General features: G+C 45.6%; 23 protein-coding genes. 13 read left to right on the top strand and 10 right to left on the bottom strand.

The window, feature by feature from the left end; translation table 11 throughout:
* The first annotated feature begins 1 nt into the window (after position 1).
* Entirely contained in the window at positions 2-727 is a 726-nt protein-coding gene (locus AC4E8B_RS23925) for a DUF421 domain-containing protein (RefSeq protein WP_490216049.1), read from the top strand.
* 246 nt (positions 728-973) lie between these two features.
* On the opposite strand, the gene AC4E8B_RS23920 is transcribed toward AC4E8B_RS23925, so the two are convergent.
* Positions 974-1411 carry a hypothetical protein gene (locus AC4E8B_RS23920; RefSeq protein ID WP_490216048.1) on the bottom strand — a complete coding sequence of 146 codons (438 nt, stop codon included), beginning with the start codon at positions 1409-1411 and terminating at the stop codon, positions 974-976.
* Between the two features lie 417 nt (positions 1412-1828).
* On the opposite strand from AC4E8B_RS23920, the gene AC4E8B_RS23915 reads away from it, so the two are divergent.
* Positions 1829-3058, top strand: a complete 1230-nt coding sequence (locus AC4E8B_RS23915) for a glycosyltransferase family 4 protein (protein WP_490216047.1) — start codon at positions 1829-1831, stop codon at positions 3056-3058.
* Between the two features lie 44 nt (positions 3059-3102).
* Here AC4E8B_RS23915 and AC4E8B_RS23910 read toward each other — a convergent pair whose 3' ends face one another.
* On the bottom strand, positions 3103-3591 hold the full coding sequence (locus AC4E8B_RS23910; RefSeq protein WP_490216046.1) for a CBO0543 family protein: 489 nt from the start codon (positions 3589-3591) through the stop codon (positions 3103-3105).
* A 347-nt stretch (positions 3592-3938) separates the two neighbouring features.
* Between AC4E8B_RS23910 and AC4E8B_RS23905 the strand changes: the two genes are divergently transcribed.
* Positions 3939-4337, top strand: a complete 399-nt coding sequence (locus tag AC4E8B_RS23905; RefSeq protein WP_490216045.1) for a cytidine deaminase — start codon at positions 3939-3941, stop codon at positions 4335-4337.
* 124 nt (positions 4338-4461) lie between these two features.
* Positions 4462-5496, top strand: a complete 1035-nt coding sequence (locus tag AC4E8B_RS23900; RefSeq protein ID WP_490216044.1) for a DUF3231 family protein — start codon at positions 4462-4464, stop codon at positions 5494-5496.
* 82 nt (positions 5497-5578) lie between these two features.
* On the opposite strand, the gene AC4E8B_RS23895 is transcribed toward AC4E8B_RS23900, so the two are convergent.
* Complete coding sequence (locus AC4E8B_RS23895) at positions 5579-6745, bottom strand: acyltransferase family protein (protein ID WP_490219874.1); 1167 nt, start codon at positions 6743-6745, stop codon at positions 5579-5581.
* 138 nt (positions 6746-6883) lie between these two features.
* Between AC4E8B_RS23895 and AC4E8B_RS23890 the strand changes: the two genes are divergently transcribed.
* Together AC4E8B_RS23890 and AC4E8B_RS23885 are read left to right on the top strand one after the other, a co-directional pair.
* Entirely contained in the window at positions 6884-7432 is a 549-nt protein-coding gene (locus AC4E8B_RS23890; RefSeq protein ID WP_490216043.1) for a GNAT family N-acetyltransferase, read from the top strand.
* Positions 7433-7556: 124 nt separating this feature from the next.
* The gene (locus AC4E8B_RS23885) at positions 7557-8021 is read left to right on the top strand and encodes a 2-thiouracil desulfurase family protein (protein ID WP_490216042.1); all 465 of its coding nucleotides are present in this window, start codon (positions 7557-7559) and stop codon (positions 8019-8021) included.
* 493 nt (positions 8022-8514) lie between these two features.
* Here AC4E8B_RS23885 and AC4E8B_RS23880 read toward each other — a convergent pair whose 3' ends face one another.
* Entirely contained in the window at positions 8515-9276 is a 762-nt protein-coding gene (locus AC4E8B_RS23880; protein WP_490216041.1) for an SDR family oxidoreductase, read from the bottom strand.
* 373 nt (positions 9277-9649) lie between these two features.
* On the opposite strand from AC4E8B_RS23880, the gene AC4E8B_RS23875 reads away from it, so the two are divergent.
* The 5 genes from AC4E8B_RS23875 (at position 9650) to AC4E8B_RS23855 (ending at position 12330) form a co-directional block, all read left to right on the top strand.
* A complete protein-coding gene (locus tag AC4E8B_RS23875) occupies positions 9650-10111 on the top strand; it encodes a DIP1984 family protein (RefSeq protein WP_490216040.1) in 462 nt (153 codons plus the stop codon).
* Between the two features lie 343 nt (positions 10112-10454).
* Positions 10455-11243, top strand: a complete 789-nt coding sequence (locus AC4E8B_RS23870; RefSeq protein WP_490216039.1) for a hypothetical protein — start codon at positions 10455-10457, stop codon at positions 11241-11243.
* Between the two features lie 3 nt (positions 11244-11246).
* Positions 11247-11705 (top strand): hypothetical protein, encoded by a 459-nt coding sequence (locus AC4E8B_RS23865; protein ID WP_490216038.1) that lies wholly within the window; start codon positions 11247-11249, stop codon positions 11703-11705.
* Positions 11706-11844: 139 nt separating this feature from the next.
* Positions 11845-12084 carry a hypothetical protein gene (locus AC4E8B_RS23860; RefSeq protein ID WP_490216037.1) on the top strand — a complete coding sequence of 80 codons (240 nt, stop codon included), beginning with the start codon at positions 11845-11847 and terminating at the stop codon, positions 12082-12084.
* 72 nt (positions 12085-12156) lie between these two features.
* Complete coding sequence (locus AC4E8B_RS23855) at positions 12157-12330, top strand: hypothetical protein (RefSeq protein ID WP_490216036.1); 174 nt, start codon at positions 12157-12159, stop codon at positions 12328-12330.
* 84 nt (positions 12331-12414) lie between these two features.
* Here the strand turns inward: AC4E8B_RS23855 and AC4E8B_RS23850 are convergent, their stop codons facing one another.
* Together AC4E8B_RS23850 and AC4E8B_RS23845 are read right to left on the bottom strand one after the other, a co-directional pair.
* The gene (locus tag AC4E8B_RS23850; RefSeq protein ID WP_490216035.1) at positions 12415-12741 is read right to left on the bottom strand and encodes a hypothetical protein; all 327 of its coding nucleotides are present in this window, start codon (positions 12739-12741) and stop codon (positions 12415-12417) included.
* Between the two features lie 142 nt (positions 12742-12883).
* Complete coding sequence (locus tag AC4E8B_RS23845; protein ID WP_490216034.1) at positions 12884-13315, bottom strand: DUF4395 domain-containing protein; 432 nt, start codon at positions 13313-13315, stop codon at positions 12884-12886.
* 330 nt (positions 13316-13645) lie between these two features.
* Here AC4E8B_RS23845 and AC4E8B_RS23840 point away from each other — a divergent pair, with 330 nt between their 5' ends.
* Positions 13646-15271, top strand: a complete 1626-nt coding sequence (locus AC4E8B_RS23840) for a catalase (RefSeq protein WP_490219873.1) — start codon at positions 13646-13648, stop codon at positions 15269-15271.
* Positions 15272-15560: 289 nt separating this feature from the next.
* Positions 15561-16778 carry an MFS transporter gene (locus tag AC4E8B_RS23835; protein ID WP_490216033.1) on the top strand — a complete coding sequence of 406 codons (1218 nt, stop codon included), beginning with the start codon at positions 15561-15563 and terminating at the stop codon, positions 16776-16778.
* A gap of 38 nt (positions 16779-16816) precedes the next feature.
* Here the strand turns inward: AC4E8B_RS23835 and AC4E8B_RS23830 are convergent, their stop codons facing one another.
* Genes AC4E8B_RS23830 through AC4E8B_RS23815 form a run of 4 tightly spaced genes read right to left on the bottom strand, consistent with a single transcriptional unit; the run spans position 16817 to position 18868 of the window.
* Complete coding sequence (locus AC4E8B_RS23830) at positions 16817-17116, bottom strand: spore coat protein (RefSeq protein WP_426835166.1); 300 nt, start codon at positions 17114-17116, stop codon at positions 16817-16819.
* Between the two features lie 14 nt (positions 17117-17130).
* Entirely contained in the window at positions 17131-17325 is a 195-nt protein-coding gene (locus AC4E8B_RS23825) for a hypothetical protein (protein WP_490216032.1), read from the bottom strand.
* Positions 17326-17341: 16 nt separating this feature from the next.
* Positions 17342-18478 (bottom strand): zinc-dependent alcohol dehydrogenase, encoded by a 1137-nt coding sequence (locus tag AC4E8B_RS23820; RefSeq protein WP_009794449.1) that lies wholly within the window; start codon positions 18476-18478, stop codon positions 17342-17344.
* 18 nt (positions 18479-18496) lie between these two features.
* Positions 18497-18868 (bottom strand): spore coat protein, encoded by a 372-nt coding sequence (locus tag AC4E8B_RS23815; RefSeq protein WP_490216031.1) that lies wholly within the window; start codon positions 18866-18868, stop codon positions 18497-18499.
* Positions 18869-18870: the final 2 nt, after the last annotated feature.

Below are 18870 nucleotides of genomic sequence, written 5' to 3'. Positions count from 1 at the left end.
TATGGAAGAGTTCCTGCACAACAGCCTTATTATTTCCGGAAGAATCATTACCATCCTGCCTTTATTGCTATTCATCACTCTCTTTATGGGAAGGCGTTCGATTGGCGAACTTCCTGTCTTCGATTACCTGGTCATCATCACACTGGGGGCTGTTGCCGGAGCTGACATAGCCGATCCTTCAATCCGGCATCTGGAAACAGGCTTTGCCATCATCGCCATCGGCCTGCTCCAGCGGCTGATTGGCAAACTGAAAATCTCAAAGCGGAAGTTCGGAAAACTCATTACCTTTGAGCCGGTCATTGTCATACATAAAGGCAAATTCCTTAGTGCCAATCTAAAAAGAAACCATTACAGCATAGATAATATCCTGCAGATGCTCAGGGATAAGCAGGTCTTCGATGTCCGATATGTGGAATTGGGTGTATTGGAGGGGAATGGCATGTTAAGTGTCCAGCTGACATCATCTGAACAGCCTGTTACAAAGAGGGATATACATCTATCTGGAAATCCGGGCAAAATCGCTTTTCCGCTGGTCATGGAAGGAAAGTTATATCCGAAGGTACTGGAACAGTTTGGTTTGGACCAGGCATGGTTTGAGCAGGAATTATCCAGGGTGGGCATTTCCCAATTAGAGGAAATATTTTTCGCTTCCATCAGCCCCCAGAGAGAATTGCATATCTCAAAGAAAAATGAGAATCTGCAGTCCATCCCTCCTATGTACCATTGATCTTTTCCCCAATGTGCGGATCGGTTGTGAGATTTGACGATAGAATTGTATGTCCGCTCATCGTAACCTGGGAGGTAGAGCAGCAGGGACTGTATTGGATATACTGTGACTCTAACTTTATCTCATTCTTTTGTCATTCTTATGCATGCTTATTAACCTTAAACCCTAGATCGGATAGCTGCCTGCACAGTTGAAGGCTTTATGTAGAAACCACACTAAATTACTTCTAGTGTGGTTTTTATTGATTTATCCTGCAGTAGCTATGGCGCTGAAGCTCTCCGGTCCTACTCTCACTGTTCCTAATATCGTCGCTCTAATATAAGCCCGATACACCAGCTGGCCATTGGCTGGCGCAGGGGGATTAAAGTCCGCACCATTAAAGTTGATCAGCTGTGGACCCAAAATTTCTAAGTTGAGCTGTTGTCTTGCAGTATATACAGTGGTCAATCCGGTTTCTACTGTTCCACGCACAACCTCAATGATAACCGAAGTTATTAGTGGCAATAAGGGTAATTGAACTGCCACTGTACCGTTGAAGTTAACCCTGACGATTCCAGGTGGTTCTTGTCCCACTTGAAGCCCTATATCCCCAAAGAGTGACTCAGTTCCTACAAGAATAGGGATGGATTGGGAGTTGGCAAAGCTCGCGTTCTGGCTTGTTCTTCCATCTAAATAGATTCCCATTTCATGATTCACCGCCTTTCTAATATATTCTATGTATCGTTTGCATGAACGATTGGGTGATAACTAGAGAGTGTTAACCTATTTTTTCTGTTTCTTTTATACGAATGTGCAGAAATTGCTGTTATGCCCGGAACCATACACCTTCACAGGCATACGCTAATAATTGCAGGATTCTAACTCTGATGAAAAGGGGATTCTTCCTATATTCCACGGAAATGTAACATGAAAAATGTACCTAAACTAAAAAAAGTCATGAAAGGCATCGCGGGGGATAGGATGAAGTCTAAGGATAAACAGTCCTGAAGACGGGCTGAACTGGTTAAAGGAAGAAGAACCAACAGGAGCTAAAAATGCCGATAATGTCGAACAGGAGGCAATAAAGGTGAACTCAATGGGAATTTTAAGAAGGCATCATTCATGAAAATATTGTTTGTATCCTACTATCCTCAGCCATCGATTGGAGGCATATGGACTTATGCCTCAAGGCTTGTGGATCGATTAAAGGAAATGGGACATGACGTTTCTATTCTCAGCTTAAGCCAGGACACCTATAATTTTCGAATTCATGGAAGACCTGAATCTCTTACAAATCAAACGAACTCTTCCGCTGATGAAATTCTGAAGGCTTATCCGGATTATGACAAAAATAGTTTCACCTTTCATACCGAAGTTTATCGCTATTCTCTAAATGCCGCTGCCCAGCATTATGGGCTGGGCGATTATGATATCATCTATGCCCAGGATGCAATCGCGGCAGGCGCTATAGGCAGAAACAAGCCTTCGGATGTGCCGATGGTCATGAGTGCACACGGCTATTTATCAGGTGAGGTCTTCTATCATCTGAAAGATCAATTTCCTGCTGCATCTGATGAAGAGATCCGGCAGAATGAGATGTATACATTCTTTCATTTCTTGGAAGGGCTGGGCTATCACTACTGTGATCTGATTCATTCTCAGTCAAGTTGGATGAGGGATAAAATCATCGAAGGTTCTAAGGTTCCTGCAGGAAAAGTGGTTTTATTCCCATACGGAATGAATACGGGGAAATTCATCCATGAGCTGGAGGATGCTGCAAAACTGGACACCCGCGGGAAAAAAATTATATTGTTCACCGGACGTCTTGTCTCCTTAAAGGGCCTGCATATCCTTATACCGGCACTTAGACTCCTCCATAAGGAAAGGCAGGACTGGGAATGCTGGATTCTGGGCGACGGAGAGGAGAGGTCTGCTTTGGAACAGCAATGCTCAAACCTCGGCATTGCCCGCTTAGTGAAATTTTTTGGGAATACAAATAATGTCGTTCCATATCTGAAAAGTGCCGATATTTTTGTCCTTCCAGGACTGCAGGATACTCAGCCCCATTCTGTTATGGAAGCCCAGCTGGCAGGGCTTCCTGTTATTGTAAGCAATGCGACCGGGCTGCCGGAAATGGTTCAGGACCAGGTGAATGGCATTGTTTTTCCAGCCAATGACAGTGCAGCTTTGTCTCTTCACCTTCGTTTTCTTCTGGAAAATCAGCAAAAGAGGCAGGAGATGGGGCTGAACTCGCTTCAGTGGGGAAAATCGAAATGGGACTATGACCGGTTGGTCAACAATATTCTATCAATGTTTAATAAGGCGATTTCCAGAAACGATATCCACTCCTGAAAGCATACCCTGGGTGCAAGGAATGTGGAGATAGACACCAGTTCCTAATCTTTATCAGGAACTGGTGTATTAGGTGCTTTCCGGATGATCGCAATAAAAGCTCTGGAAATTAAAAAGGTGAGAGACAGTGAAAAAAAGCTTATAAAGGAATTCCAGCCTTTATTAAACTTAATCAAGTTTGTCCTTGTTACAAAGAAATGCTCAGCTAGTGACATTGGGATACTAAACCAGAGCAGCTTACCAAGAGTGCCTAAAAAGCTCGACGATTTTGTGGCCTGGTTGAAGTATACACAAGCAACAGGATAGAGCAGATAGTCAAAAATAAAGCTGATGTCAAACGACTTAAAGAGCTTCACGGGATAGGAGATAAAGCCTTTTCGGACAAGCAGCTTATCAAGGATGGAAGAAAGATACCCTTTGAATAAAAAGATCAGCATCCAGTCCTTGACCGGGGGCTTTCTTATTAGATTAATAAAAGAAACCAACCCAAATACCAGCAGAATTCTTAGTGTGTTTTTTTCAAATGTGTTCATCGTGGTTCCCTTCCAGCGTTATATTTTCTATCGTTACTATCCCATGGATAACAGGGATATATTCATGTTTAACGATCAGCTCCATACTATGTGGCCGTAGAAACTCCTTTAGTAAGCGTAAGCTGCAGGAAACCTGGATTGTGGATGAAAATTTGTGGGAATCATTATTTTGGTCTTTAGTCCTTTTCCTTGAAAAAAGAGAGTGGCTTCAAAAAAATAGCTTTTTTCATCAATATTCGGTATTGACAAACTTTTCCCTGATATATAATATAAGAAGTCCTGCCAACTAAAACATTGGCATCAGGGGACTGTGAAAAGTTCATCTTATGTGAAAGGGATGGATTGTTGTGGATAAAGAGAAATTAATGGAAAGTGCGCGGAGCGTTAAACAATCGGCCTACGCACCTTATTCCAATTTTCCTGTAGGAGCGGCTTTGCTGCTGAAAGATGGAACCGTTATCAACGGAGTGAATGTAGAAAATGTTTCCCTGGGGGCGACGAATTGCGCCGAAAGGACAGCCATCTTTACTGCTGTTGCAAATGGCTATAAAAAAGGGGACTTCCAGGCAATCGCAGTTTCCGGAAATACGGCTGACTTTCTTCCGCCTTGCAGCATCTGCAGGCAGGTGCTGGCAGAATTCTGTTCACCGGATATGCCGGTCTACTTAACCAATGAGAAAAAAGATATATTGGAATTGCCTTTGAAGGAACTATTGCCATATGCCTTCACTGATTTAGAAATGTAGATATAATCATACGAGCCTGCTCTTGGATTTTTCGGAGCAGGCTTTTTCTATGCCTATACAGAGAATACGTTTCCGGCGGGAGGAGGATACTAACACAATATAAAGCTGATGAAGGAGATTGATCATGAATACGATCAAACCGATTAAAGCAGGAACGAATAAGACGAGTCCGAAAGAGCCTCTAACTTCTGCAGAGATGGGGAAGCTCTGGGCCACCTATATGGGAAACAGCATGTCCAAATGCATCCTGGCTTACTATTTGCGCCATGTGGATGATCATGATATTAAAGCTTTATTGGAAAACGCCGCGAAATTATGCGGCGAGTTCATGCAAACCACAACAGATATTATGAAAGAAGCAAAATTCCCTATTCCTGACGGCTTTAATGAAAATGATGTCAATTTAGAAGCTCCCCGCCTATTTCATGACGACTATTACGTCCATTATTTGAAATATGCAGCCAAAGCCGGGGTGAGCATATACAGTGTAGGCTACCCCATTGTATTCCGGCAGGATATTGTAGAATTCTTTCGATATTGTACTAGAGCAACAATGGATCTGCTTGACCAGATCAAAGACATTTCCATGCAAAAAGGCTTGATCATCAAGCCGCCCTTTATTCCAGTACCCGAAAAGGTTGATTATGCCCAAAAGGATTTCTTAAACGGCTTCCTTGGGCGCGTCAGGCCGCTGCATGCTCTGGAGATCGCCCATTTATACGACAACATCGAAAATAATATGACAAGCAAAGCATTTATCATGGCCTTTGCCCAAACAGCCAAAAGTGAGAATATCCGGCAGCTGTTCCAAAAGGGAACAAGCATGACACACACCAATCTGGAGCGGTATATGAAAAAGCTCCATGACGAAAATTTGCCTTCCCCTTCCTTTCTGGATGACCTGGTAACAGACTCTACCTTCGCACCTTTCTCGGATAAACTCATGCTGTTCCACAAGATGGATATGTTCTCCATGAAAATCAGGTCGTTCGGCAATTCGCTGGCTGTGAATGGCAGGCATGATATCGCACTCTTATATTCAAGATCGCTTATGAAAATCTCGGATTTCGTCACAGAGGCCTCAGACATCATGATGGAGAATGGCTGGATGGAAAAACCGCCGGAAGCCGCGGAAAGGCAGAATCTCGCTTCCAAGTAAGTAAAATACCAGAAGGAGCACCTGAGGCCCAATCGGCTGATATCATGCGTGACTGTCTGCGGCGTAAGGTGTCCCCTTTTTCTTATATGACGATGTCTGCATTCGGTTCTTGAAGCGTTTCCGGCTTTTTGCGTTTACGCAGACCAAATATGACTCTCAACACGTTAAAATTGCGTATGATTGTATGATGAAAAGCCATGATAACTGCAAAAGACACGGATGTAAGAAAAACATATTTAAACGGAACATTCCAGCCTAAATCAGCGATCCAGAAACCCAATAAGATAATGATTGGCTGATGCAGGACATAAAAAGGCATTGATGCTTCATTGGCATAAGATAGTGCACGATTGTTGAAATTCAGATGCTTATCACCAAGAAAGAAGATGAACAGCAGGACATTCCAAACTAACAGGACGCGAATGACAGTAAAAATATAAAAGGCCGCATTCCCATGCTCGGGAAAGCCTGTAAGAAAAACCCACAAAACATAGGCTGCTAAGCTGGCTCCACTGAGTGCACCTGTAAGCTTGCCGCTATTCCGCGCAAAACTCCGGAAAGACTTTCGTGCAAAAAAATAATAGCCATAGGTGTATAAAATCAAGTAAAACAAAATCCCCCAGCTTGCCAAATTCAAGATATCATTCGTCCATAGAGCTGCTCCTGCTAAAGGCAGGGGCAAAAATAAGTAGTGGGAAATAGCAAAAGGTCCATTTTGAATACGCTGTCTCTGCCTCTCATTTAGAAAGAAAGGCAATGTTAAGGCAGAAAAAATCAGGAGCATCAACAGATACCATAGATGATGGCCGAAAAATGCAAAATTCCCCGTCCCGCCCATTTCCAGATACAGTCCATCGAAATAATGGGGGAAGAACTGAAAGAAAGGACCCTCAAACTGCTTATTGGTTACCCGCTCTATATATACTTGTGGAGGAGAGAGGATAAAGATGCCCAGGAGCAATGGGATGCCAAGCCGGGCAGCCCTCTCTTTTAAGAATGCTCCGGATGTGCGTTTTTTCAATGCATAATAGGTACTGATTCCTGAGATGGCAAAAAAGACAGGCATAATCCAATTGCCAGCGGATAATGAAAACAGCTCTATATAAGTTCTGTTGATTTCGTTATTCTTTACATGCCATTCAAATGAATTAAAAAACATTGAACAATGGTACAAAAATACAATAAGCATTGCTAAAATTTTAATCCAATCTAAATCATAATGCCTGTTTGCCTTTCCCGGCAGCCCCATATTATTCCCCCAAGCGGAACCCAATGCATCAACGTACATCAAGCCCCGTTTATAGTATTTTTCCGATAGCCTGCTGGCCTATATCAGTGTATATTAATATTTACAATAATAATATTTTTTATTGGGGGGAGTCTTTAGATGTTATATGACCATATCAATAAAACCATATCCACTGACCGGCTGCAGCTGAGACTGTTTCAAGTATCCGATGCAGAAACTGTCTCAAGACTCTGCAACAATTATAATCTTTATAAAAGCACCCTGTACCTGCCCTACCCATATTCACTGAATGATGCCCTGTCCTGGATGGAGCATCAACTAGAAAACTTCAACAGCGATAAATCATATGAACTGGCGGTGACCGGCCGGCAAACCGGTGAGCTGTACGGCGCGATTGCATTATCAAACAATCAAAGTTTCTGCCATGGCGAGCTTGCCTATTGGATAGGTGAGGAATATTGGGGGAAAGGCTATGCCACCGAGGCGGCAGAGGCAGTCATAAAGTTTGCTTTTGAAGAAAAGAAATATCATAAAGTATTCGCCCGCTATTTCCAATCCAACCCGGCTTCAGGACGGGTCATGGAGAAGCTTGGCATGAGGGAAGAAGGAATCCTCGTGGATCATGTGCGGAAGGAAGACCGGTATGAGAGCCTGGTATGCTATGGACTTATTAACCCGGCAGAATAATAGGAACTTTTATAAGACCTGTCCGTAATATTATTGAGGTGGATAGAATGGAAGCCATTGCAGCTTTGATCCTTCATTCTTACTTTTTTAAAAATAAATGCCCGGCATTATGGAGGTGGCAGTATTGTTATTAGTCAGTTCGTGCCTGGCAGGGCTGGAAGTAAGATACAATGGAACCCATTGCCTGCATGATAAAATCCTTCAATTGATTGATCAAAAGAAGGCTGTATCCATCTGCCCTGAATTGCTTGGTGGGTTCTCGACACCGCGTGAACCTGCTGAAATCATTGGGGGCGATGGGGGCGATGTCCTGGACGGCAGGGCGCGGGTCATAGAAAAATCAGGCCGGGATGTAACGGAGTTATACATAAACGGCGCCTATGCAGCCTTAAAGAAAGCAGAAGAGCTGCAGGTGAGTGCGGCAGTGTTAAAAGAGTTCAGCCCCTCATGCGGAAGTTCCGGGATATATAACGGAAGGTTTTCGGGGCAAAAAGTCTCCGGGGACGGCGTTGCTTCAGCCTTGTTAAAAAGGAACGGGATAAGAGTAATATCAGAAAGGGAGCTTGGGGAGCTGCTTGGAAATTTTTAAACTATAACTCTTTTGTTTTCTATTGTTACTAATCTGAAATAAGCGATGTTATGCTTTGCAGGCCTTATCCATAGTCTTTACGGTGCCGTTCCTCATATTGTAAAGGAAAACAAATAGTGTTAACCTTGTACTGACATAGTGTCTTTCCTATGTAAAAAGGAGCGATTACACTATGCTTAGTAAGGCGGAACACTTACTAATCAGTAGAGAACTTGGACGTTTACGTGATGAATTTATGCTATGCAGCGATGACCAAGTAAGGAAAAACATTCACCAGGATATTCTTTTACTCCGTACGGCGTTAACCATTACTGCTAGAAAATAGCAGTTTTTTTATGGATTTTTGCTGTGGTAAATTCACCTTGCCGATGCCGGCTGCAGCCTTATTTGTACATAAGGGATGAGCCCAACACTATTCTAAGGGGAAGAGGGCCCAATCCCGAGCCCTCATTTTTGACCTCGCATATTATGCGCTAACCTCTTCAGCAAAAGCTTATTCAATAGTGTGTTTCATTGCCTTGTACATTTTCGCCGTGTGTTCATCAAGTTCATCCCGTGACATGCGAAGGCGATCGACCGAAGAGCCATAGCCAATTTCTTCTTTTCCTTCTTCCAGGCCTTTAAAGATTCCATCAGCGAATGCATCAAGGGGTTCTCCCTGAGTATGAAGCCCTGCTCCGCCTAAGTCAGTGTTCACTGCCGGAGGGGCAATTTCAATCACTTCCACTGAAGTTTCGGAAAGCTGGTGCCGCAGGCTCACAGTAAAGGAATGGAAAGCTGCTTTCGTAGCTGAATAAATCGGCGCAATGACAAGCGGTGTAAACGCCAGACCGGATGTAACGTTGATGATGGCCGCTTCCTCTTTCTTTGCCAGGAACGGAGCAAACAGCATGGAGAGGTGGAAAGGCGCTTCAATATTCGTTGTGAGTTCTTTGTTAAAATAACCCCAATCATTCTTCGCATCCGCCGCCAGTACATTAAACCGCTGCTGGATCCCCGCATTGTTCACCAGCACATTTACATCCGGATGATGTTCCTCCACCCAATCAAACAAAGCCGAACGGTCCGTTTCCACAGACAGATCGCATACCTTTGTAATCAGCCCTGGAAATTTATCCTTAGCTTCCTGCAGGGCGCTTTCCCGCCGGCCGCAGACAATGACGGTATTGCCGGCATTGATAAAGCGTTCAGTAAAAGCCAGCCCGATGCCGGCGCCCCCGCCTGTGATCAGTATCTTATTTCCTGAAAGTTTCATTCTGGCACCCCTTCTCTTTCATTTCATGATTTTTGCCGATATCCACACAAAGATGACACTATCCCCACAAGATTGTTGATAATACCCGGATCTTGAAGATATCCACAGCTGGATTTAAGAAATCCTTCCGCAATTATGCGATATCCACAGCCGGAGCGAGGAGACTCGACAGCCATAGGATATCCACATTAAAAAGGCAATAACTGCAGCTTCTCATTTCCTGTATACCCCATCGGAGAACGGCTCACCCGGCACTGCCGCAAGAATATCATAAGGCTACGCCAGGACTGCAAACCAGCAAACTGCTTGATACAGCAGGAATTCGCCGGGAAGAATCGAAACTATAATAGTATAAACAGGGGGAGGGTCAATTATGAAATTAGCAGAGGCCTTGATATTGCGTTCGGATTATCAGAAAAGGGTCGAGCAATTAAGGAACCGGTTGAGCCAGAATGCCAGAGTCCAGGAGGGGGATCTTCCGAATGAGGAGCCGCAGGTGTTAATGGAAGAATTGACAGAAATCCTGGTAAAATTAAAAGTTCTGATCCAAAACATCAACCGCACCAACATACATACCCCTTACGATCAGTCGCAGTCGCTCGCGGACGCACTGACAAGCAGGGACCTGATCGGGCAGGAAAGAAAGATCTACAGCGACTTGCTGGGGCAGGCAACCATACGGCATGACCGCTATTCACGTTCGGAGATTAAATATGTATCTATGATCGATGTTAAGGAAACCCAAAAGTTTGTGGATGAATTATCCCAGAAATACAGGACCCTGGATGTGAAGATTCAGGAATTGAACTGGAAAACAGAATTGATGGAAAACTGATATTTGCTATGGAAGTTGGTAGCGGGCGGGAAGGCGAATGCCAAACCCTGCAGCAGGGTTAAGCTGCACTTAATGGTCAGGGTTCGGGGTGGCCTGAGGTTCAAATCCTCATTCACAGCTAATACCCAGTACTGTAACCACAGAACCATTTACAGCTAACAACTAACAACCGGGCATTGATTCCCGCTTCGTGAGGGCGGATAGGGGAAGATAGCAAATTTCTGAGGTGGCGCTGATCCTATAAGATCGGCGCCCTTTTTAGCTTTTTTGCAGTGCCGGTCTGGATAAAAGAAGGAATGGGAGGAAGGATAATACAATAGGATGAAACATAAGGTGGATAACAATGGATAATTATACGAATGACAATACTGCCCGCAGGTACAGAGCTCATGTGAGCATCCTGGGAACCACCCAGATCCATCTGCGGAATCCCTGTATCATTGCGTGGTGGAGTGCTGCATTTCCGGGATTTGGCCATCTGCTTTTATCAAAGTATCTGCGGGGGTTTGTGCTGTTTATCTGGGAAGTGGTAGTCAATATTAAATCAAAGCTGAATCTGGCCATGATCTATTCTTTTCAAGGTGACATAGAAAAGGCAAAAGAAGTGCTGGAACCAAGGTGGCTCCTGATTTATATTCCTGTGTATATATTCGCCATCTGGGACAGCTACCGGACGACTGTCGATTTGAATCAGATCTATGTGCTGGCTGAAAGGGAAGAGCATCGGTTCAACTCCTTCAGCATGGGTGCCCTGGAGATTAATTATTTGGATAAGCGAAACCCTGTTATGGCCGTAGTATGGTCCTTATTTGTCCCGGGATTGGGCCAGTTGTATATACATAGGATTGTGTCTGCTTTTTTCACCATTGTCTGGGTGGTGATCTTTTTTTACTATTCCCATGGCCTGGACGCGCTCACCTATCTTCTTATGGGTGACATCCAGAAGTCGACATCGGTCATCAATCCGGAATGGCTGCTCTTTTTCCCGTCCTTATACGGTTTTTCACTATATGATGCTTATATTAACACAGTTGAAAACAACAAATTATTCAGCAAAGAGCAGCGGGCGTTTTTCAAGAAAAACTACCAATCATCCTCTTTTCAAATTCTAAAAGGGCAGAAGGTGAAATGACTGATGCAGCTGTTTTCAACATTTGGACATGGCAGTTCGATTGAAATGGCGGTTTCTACTCTTGAAAAGAAGGGAATCAAGCGCGACAACATTTATATCGTTCCCTTGGACAATCGGCAAGAGAAGCATAGACTGTTCGATGGGCTGAACCGTTCAGACGGCACCTCCCTCATTGATATTGGGGCGGCACTCGCGACTGCCTTCTCTGTTGTTGGAGCGAGCATTGGATTTAAATTGGCGTGGGGGCCCATCTATTGGGGGCTGATCACTGCAGCTGCCGGTTTTGTGCTCGGTGTTGGCATCCGCCTTTTTACAGAAGGAGTTGTCAAAAAGAAACGAAGGCAGCTGAAAGGAATGCACTCTGAAGTTATTCTCATCGTGGAATGCGAAGATTCGGAAGGTGAAATGGTTGAAAATATCTTGTTTGGCCATTATGCATTAGGGGTCGCCAAGGTAATGTGAAATACATAGTGGAGAAAAATGCTGGCTGCTGTTCAGGCAGCTTTTTCTTTTGGGGCAGCTTCACCTAAGATCGAGTGAGATGGTGGATATTTATGGTAAAATAAAGATAGGGAGATTAGGAACTGGGAGGCAGAGGGATTTGAACACTTTTACAGAAACAAGAAGAATCAATGGCAAAGCAGTAGGCTCGCTGCTGATCGGACTTATATCAATAGCAGGCATCATGCTGGTGGGGGAAGGGGCTGTCCTTAGCTTAGCAGGGCTCATCTTGGGCTTCACTGGTCTGAGAGAAACGAAGAAAGGAGAGCAGACTGGCTTCTGGGCGGCTGCAGCAGGCTTGATTTTGAATGCTATAGGTAATATCAGTCTAATCTTATAGTTAGGGGGAGCCAAACTGGAAAAGATATTGGTAAAGACGGCTATATATTCATTCATTGCTTCTTTTTCCATTATGCTGGTATGGACAGACAGAGAGAACACCATTACCGATGGCGATGGGACTCATTCATTTATAACCACTTCTTATCCGGACTTCTTTTTCATAGTGTTAGAGAGGTCGCTTATGATCATGCTTTTGGCCGTTTTAATTGCACTAGTAATTCTCGGCTGGAAAAGGCTTCAATAAAGGGGATAATTCGAATCGCCCTCTTTCTTAATATGAAAGAGGGCTGACTGATGGCCTTAAATTTTATAGCATTTTTGCTTCAAGCTAGGCATTGCGTCCAAAGAATACATAGTCAGTTGAAATGGGGATGATATCGATAATGCTATTTGTGTTCAACAGGTTATCGAGCTGGCTTCCCCTTTCTGTGACAATCTGGGTTTTGTTATAAATATCTCCATTGAAGTTTGCACTGAGAACTAATCCATTGAGAAATGGATTTTGTGCATTTCCATAGATGATAGTCCTCGTTTGGCCCGGCGCAAGCGTAAAATAAACATCACCATCAAAGTTGGCAGGGTTGTCCCCTTGGCGGACGAGAAGAGCGATCTGCAGAGCAGCTGCACTGCGATTATTAAATGTCTTTTGTGCCATTTTTATTAACCCCCTTTCTCCATTATTCTATGAGAAATAATACTTAAGGAGAGGGCTTGTATAATAGGGAGATTGATCATTTATGCCGTTAAGCAGAAAAAAGGACGAGGGAACCTCTGTTTTGAGAGGTTCCCTCGTTTTATTAGTTCTGGCTCATTCTTCGTTTGGCACGGAACCTGATCAGCTGGAAGCGGATAAAGCAGCCGATGCAGAAGCCCAGGATGGCCACAAATGCAGCGAGTGCGACCATTATCGTGAAAATATGGCCAAGGATCGTCAATCCGAATGCATAAGAAATCAATCCCCCGGCCAGGCACACAACTGCAATGGCCTGATTGAACTGCTGCTGGTCCCATTCCTCAGGGATATAAGCAGACGGCGCTTTCTTAAGGAATGATCTGGCGGCCCGCATGACGGGATTGAATCCAAACAGTAGTCCCATCAGTCCGGCTATAAGCGGAATAGCCAAAATCCACTCCTGGCCGGTCAGCCAGCTGGCCGCAATACTGATGACAATGAACCATTGATTGGTCCTGACGAGGGGACGGGGAATTGAACGTACTGTTTCTGCCATATATAAATACGACCTTTCGTATAAGAATTTAAGGTTTTATACTATCTTACTCATTTTGCAGCATTTTGGGAAGTGGAAAGTCTTTATCTATTTATAATTATTTTTTTATAATAAACAGTTTAAACGGTTTGGGAGGCGGGTAAAAAATTGGTTGTAATAGTTGATTTTACCTTTAAGTTCCCCGGACATTGTCATCTTTAGACCTACATAGCAAGAAGATCATTTTACAAAATCATCCTTTATCTTTGTATAAAATTTCCTTAACCAGAAAAGATAAAGGTGATTAATTTGAGGAGGTTATGCAGTTTGGATCAGAACAAGGACAAAAATATGCAAAACGGCGACGATGTGAAGCGCGAGAAGCTGACGACCCGCCAAGGCCATCCTGTAAGAGATAACCAGAATATACGGACGATCGGCAATCGCGGTCCAGCTACACTTGAGAATTATCATTTTATAGAAAAGATTTCCCACTTTGACCGGGAGGAAGTGCCTGAGCGCGTCGTCCACGCACGCGGATCCGGGGCCTTCGGATACTTTGAGACATATGGAAAAGCAGGCGATGAGCCAGTTGAAAAATATACACGTGCAAAAGTATTTTCTGGTGCCGGAAAAAAGACTCCGCTTATGGTCCGCTTCTCAACAGTGGCCGGGGCGAAGGATTCGCCTGAGACAGCGCGTGACCCGCGCGGCTTCGCGGTCAAAATGTATACTGAGGACGGAAACTGGGATCTGGTCGGGAATAACCTGAAGATATTCTTTATCCGCGATGCCATGAAGTTCCCTGATATGATCCATGCTTTTAAAGCCGATCCTGCTTCGAATGTGCCGAACCCTGAGCGGATGTTTGATTTCGTTTCCCGGACGCCTGAAGCGACCCATATGATTACATTCCTGTTCTCGCCATGGGGCATCCCTGCGACTTACCGCCATATGCAGGGTTCAGGCGTCAACACATACAAATGGGTCAATGATAAAGGCGAAGCGGTGCTCGTGAAATATCATTGGGAGCCAAAGCAGGGAATCCGCAACCTGACGCAGGAAGAAGCCAATATGGTCCAGGCAAAGAATGTAGGGCATGCCACACAGGACTTGTATGAAGCGATAGAGCGCGGAGACTATCCGGAGTGGGAACTCTATGTACAGATTATGGAGGATGACTACCACCCTGAGCTGGACTTTGATCCGCTCGATGATACAAAGCTCTGGCCGGAAGATCAATTCCCATGGCTGCCGGTGGGCCGCATGGTGCTTGACCGCAATCCGGTTGACTTCCATGCAGAAATTGAACAGGCTGCCTTCGGAACAGGGGTCCTGGTTGACGGGATGGACTTTTCTGATGACAAAATGCTTCAGGGGCGCACATTCTCATACTCTGATACGCAGCGCTACCGTGTTGGCGCCAACTACCTGAAAGTGCCGGTGAACGCGCCGAAAGCGCCTGTCCGCACGAACCAGCAGCGCGGCCAGATGGATGTCCGCGATCCGAAAGAATCCGGTGACAATCCGCATATTAACTATGAGCCATCCATGCTCGGCGGCTTCGAGGAAGCGGGAGAAACAAGCCCTCCGCCGCATCGGCCGACCTATAATGCAGCAGCCATGAGCGCGCCGATCGACCGCCCGAACAACTACGGCCAGGCAGGGGACACTTACCGCAGCCTAGAAGACTGGGAGCGCGATGAGCTGATCCATAACCTTTCCGATGCCCTTGCCGCCTGCAACAAGCGCATCCAGGATGCGATGGTCGAGCACTTCACACAAGCTGACGAAGATTACGGCCGCCGCGTGAAGGAAGGCATCGAAAAGAGAACGAAAGAACTGAAAGAAATGTCAGCGGAAGACAATGTCCCTGGCCGTGAAGCAGGACAATCCAAATACGGACAAGGCTCCTTATCCGCCAACGAAGCAACCAGGGAAGCCGTGGACAAAGGCCACGAAGCCGATCCGTATTAATACAGGTTAAGCCGAGGAGCTGCCCGGAACATCAGGATGACCGGTGGGATGGGCGGCTTTTTTTTGTTGGATAAGTTCTGCTGAAGGGACTTGAGATAGGTGCATATAAATTTGATTCATAAGCCATTCAGCTGCTGAAACTTATCCCTCTCTTCATTCTCCACCAGGAAAAACCCCCTTCTTTACAAAGGATTTATCAAAGGTATTGGCGAATTGGTACCGATTAGGAAGATTAGCCGACACTATATTTCTAATTAACCAAATCCTCAATACATAAGGACTGATCATCGTGCTTTTCAAAAATAGAAATTTCCTTGTTTTATGGATCGGGCAGCTGGCAACGATTTTTGGGAATCGGTTCAGTGAGATTGCTGTTCCTCTGATCGTACTGCAGCTGACAGGATCGCCCTGGAAGGCAGCATTGATTGCTGTCTGCTCCAGGGTGGTGCCGCTGGCATTATCTCTGCAGGCAGGCTATTGGGTTGACCGGCATTCGAAGAAAAAGATTGCCATGGGGGCGGATGCCCTCAGTTTCCTTGCTATGTCTGCACTGGTCCTGTGTTTTTATTTTAATGTGCTGAACATCTGGACATTGGCGATCTGCCTGCTCTTACTGGGAGCTGCAGGGCTCTTTTACAGGGTGGCGCTGGGAGCGATGCTGCCGGCGATTGCGGGGAGGGAACAGCTTGTCAGAGCCCATAATTATATCGAAGGGGCAGATGCCGTCAGTACACTGGCTGGGCCAGTGATGGCAGGTGCTGCTCTGTCCGCTCTTGGTTCTGCCGCAGTGCTCGGCATTGATGCTTTGACCTATTTAATTTCCTTTGCAGCGCTGGCTTTATTGACCTATAAAGAAGTGCCTTCTGTTAAAGAAAGAGGGGAAGGCTTCAAAAATGCCCTTGCTTTTAAGGAAATAAAATACTTGTTCATGAACCCCTTTCAGCGTTTCATTTCTTTTCAGCAGGCTGTTTTAAATTTTGCTTCCTCCTGTGTGGTTCTTGCTGTCATTTTTTATACAAGCCAATCTCTCGGATTTAGTGAGTGGCAGACAGGCGCGGTATTATCAGCGGCCGGGGCTGGGAACCTCCTCGGTGTCTTTCTGCTGAACAAAACGGTTCACTTATCATGGAAAATTTTATATGGAGTACTGATGGCTGTTTCAGGGCTGGGCCTTCTGCTGATTTTACTGTCTGGCAAGTTCGCCGTCATCGCCTTTGGCATGTTTTTATTTGATGGGGCACTGTCGATGGCTTTCGTAGTAAATGGTTCTGCCCGGCAGGCAATCACCCCTGATAGTTTTTTGGCCCGTGTAGCGGGAGGGGGGATTCTATTATCCGGCCTGGCGGCTGTCAGCGGCACTCTTTTTGCTGGGGGAGTAGCAGAATCCTTACATCCGCGGATCGTTATTGCAGGCTGCTCAATCTTGCTTTTCCTGGCTGCTGCCGTGTCACTGTCGTTCAAGCAGGGCAAAAGCCGGCTGGATAAGCTTGAGCCGATGAGTTTTTAAAAAAGATGGACGCGCCTTAGCCGTCCATCTTTTTCCTTTTACAAAGTAGGCAATTTCAAAGCTATCTCCATATTCTGCAGGTTCAAATTCGTTTGCTCTTCTGTATTCCAGGCATAATACCAGCCTTTTTTCATCATATAAGTGGAAATTTCCTCGTGCAGATCGAGCGTTGCTTCCAAATGGCGGGTGAGCATTTCCTTGATCTCCGGCGTTCCTGCGTCCGTTACAGCCATGGCGAGGTTCCTCGCACCGCTTTTCGCTGAAATCAGCAGGTCCATAGCGACCATCTGGTCTGTAAGTGCGTCCATGCCGGTCAGTTTTTCTATAAATTGAATCATATAGTTTCAACTCCTCATTGCTGTACTTTTGATAAAACAGAACTGAATTCCTGCAGCTGGATGGTGGAGGTATCCACGTCCTTCTGCATGATTGCTTTGAGCTGCGGGTCAGTGACGAGTGCTTTCATCGTTTTCGACTTTGTCAGGCAAAGCGTTTTGAATGCCGCGATTTCCTGGACCTCCAGGATTTCGTGTAAAAGATAGTCCATTCTGCCATCTCCTTATCTAAGGTTTTAATACGACTTTGATGCAATTGTCCATCTTCGTATCAAAGATTTCATAGCCATGCTTGGCTTCGCTCAGCGGGAGGACATGGCTCACTACATCTCCCGGATCGATTTTTCCGGTGGCCACCAGTTCGTACATATATGGCATGAGGTGGATCATCGGGGCCTGGCCGGAGCGGATATTGACGTTGCGCTGCATGATATCCCCAAGAGGGAACCCATTATAGCGGCCGCCGTACACGCCTGTGATCTGGATGGTCCCGGCTTTGCGGACTGCCTGTGAGGCGATGATGAGGGCACTCATGGCCCCGCCCTGAAGCTTCAGTCCGCTTGCCAGAAATTCCATATCGGTCATCTTTCCATCCATGCCGACCGCATCAATGACTACATCTGCTCCTCCATGTGTAATTTCCTTCAAATGGCTCCCAACATTTTCATACTGTTCAAAGTTAATGATTTCGACCTTGTTCGTCCGTTTGGCATGCTGGAGGCGGTAATCGACATAGTCAACAGCGATGACCCGTTTAGCTCCCTTCATCCAGGCGAACTTTTGGGCAAAGAGGCCCACAGGTCCGCAGCCGAGTACGATGACGGTATCCCCGCTTTTTACTCCGGCATTGTCAACGCTCCAGAAGCCGGTGGACATGGCATCGGCGATGACGCTCAATTTTTCATCCGGCTCTTCGCAGCTCTCGGGAATTTTAAAATGGGTGAAGTTGGCGAAAGGCACCCGCAGGTATTCCGCCTGTCCGCCAGGGTAGCCGCCCGTATTGCCGGAATAGCCGAAATATGCGCCCATATCGCCGTTGTCATTCGTATTGTCGCATTGGCTTTCAAGCTGATTTTTGCAGTAGATGCATTCCCCGCAGGCGATATTGAAAGGAATAATGACGCGGTCCCCTTTTTTAACCTTTGTCACCTCTGGGCCTACCTCTTCGACAATGCCCATCGGTTCATGTCCGATGACATAGTCCTCCTGCATATTCGGAATGAATCCGTGGATTAAATGGAGATCAGATCCGCAGATTGCTGTGCTTGTAACCTTGATGATCATATCATCCGGCTTTTCGATCCTGGGATCTGGAACCTCTTTGACTTCGACATTTTTGATGCCTTGATAGGTGACTGCCTTCATGTATAGGTACCTCCAATATTAATGGGATTCATCAGGTGTCCGGTCAAACATGCCTTTTCTGTTAGTCTCACGAGGGAAAAGGTTCATGTTGCCGATCATGATCGTATTTTTGGCTGAGAGCTGGTCCAGCTTATATTGTTCGCTCAGGTCATGGGGGTGGAACCATTTTTTGCTGATCATGAGCTCTGAAATTTCCTGATGCATCTGAATGCCCTGCATAAGCTGTTTCCTAAGCAGCGCCCGTACATCTGGGGTAGCTGCTTCCGTCAAAGCCGCAGCCAAGTTTCTTACTCCTTCTTTTGTACGGATGAGAAAATCGAGCGCGAATGTCGTATCAGCCAGTTCGGGCATATTTAGGGCATTGATAGGATCCAAATGGTCTTGATTCAAGA

The organism is Bacillus sp. SRL543 (assembly GCF_984799205.1).
Note: the sequence above shows the minus strand (reverse complement) of the source record. Positions and strands in the feature narration are given on the sequence as shown.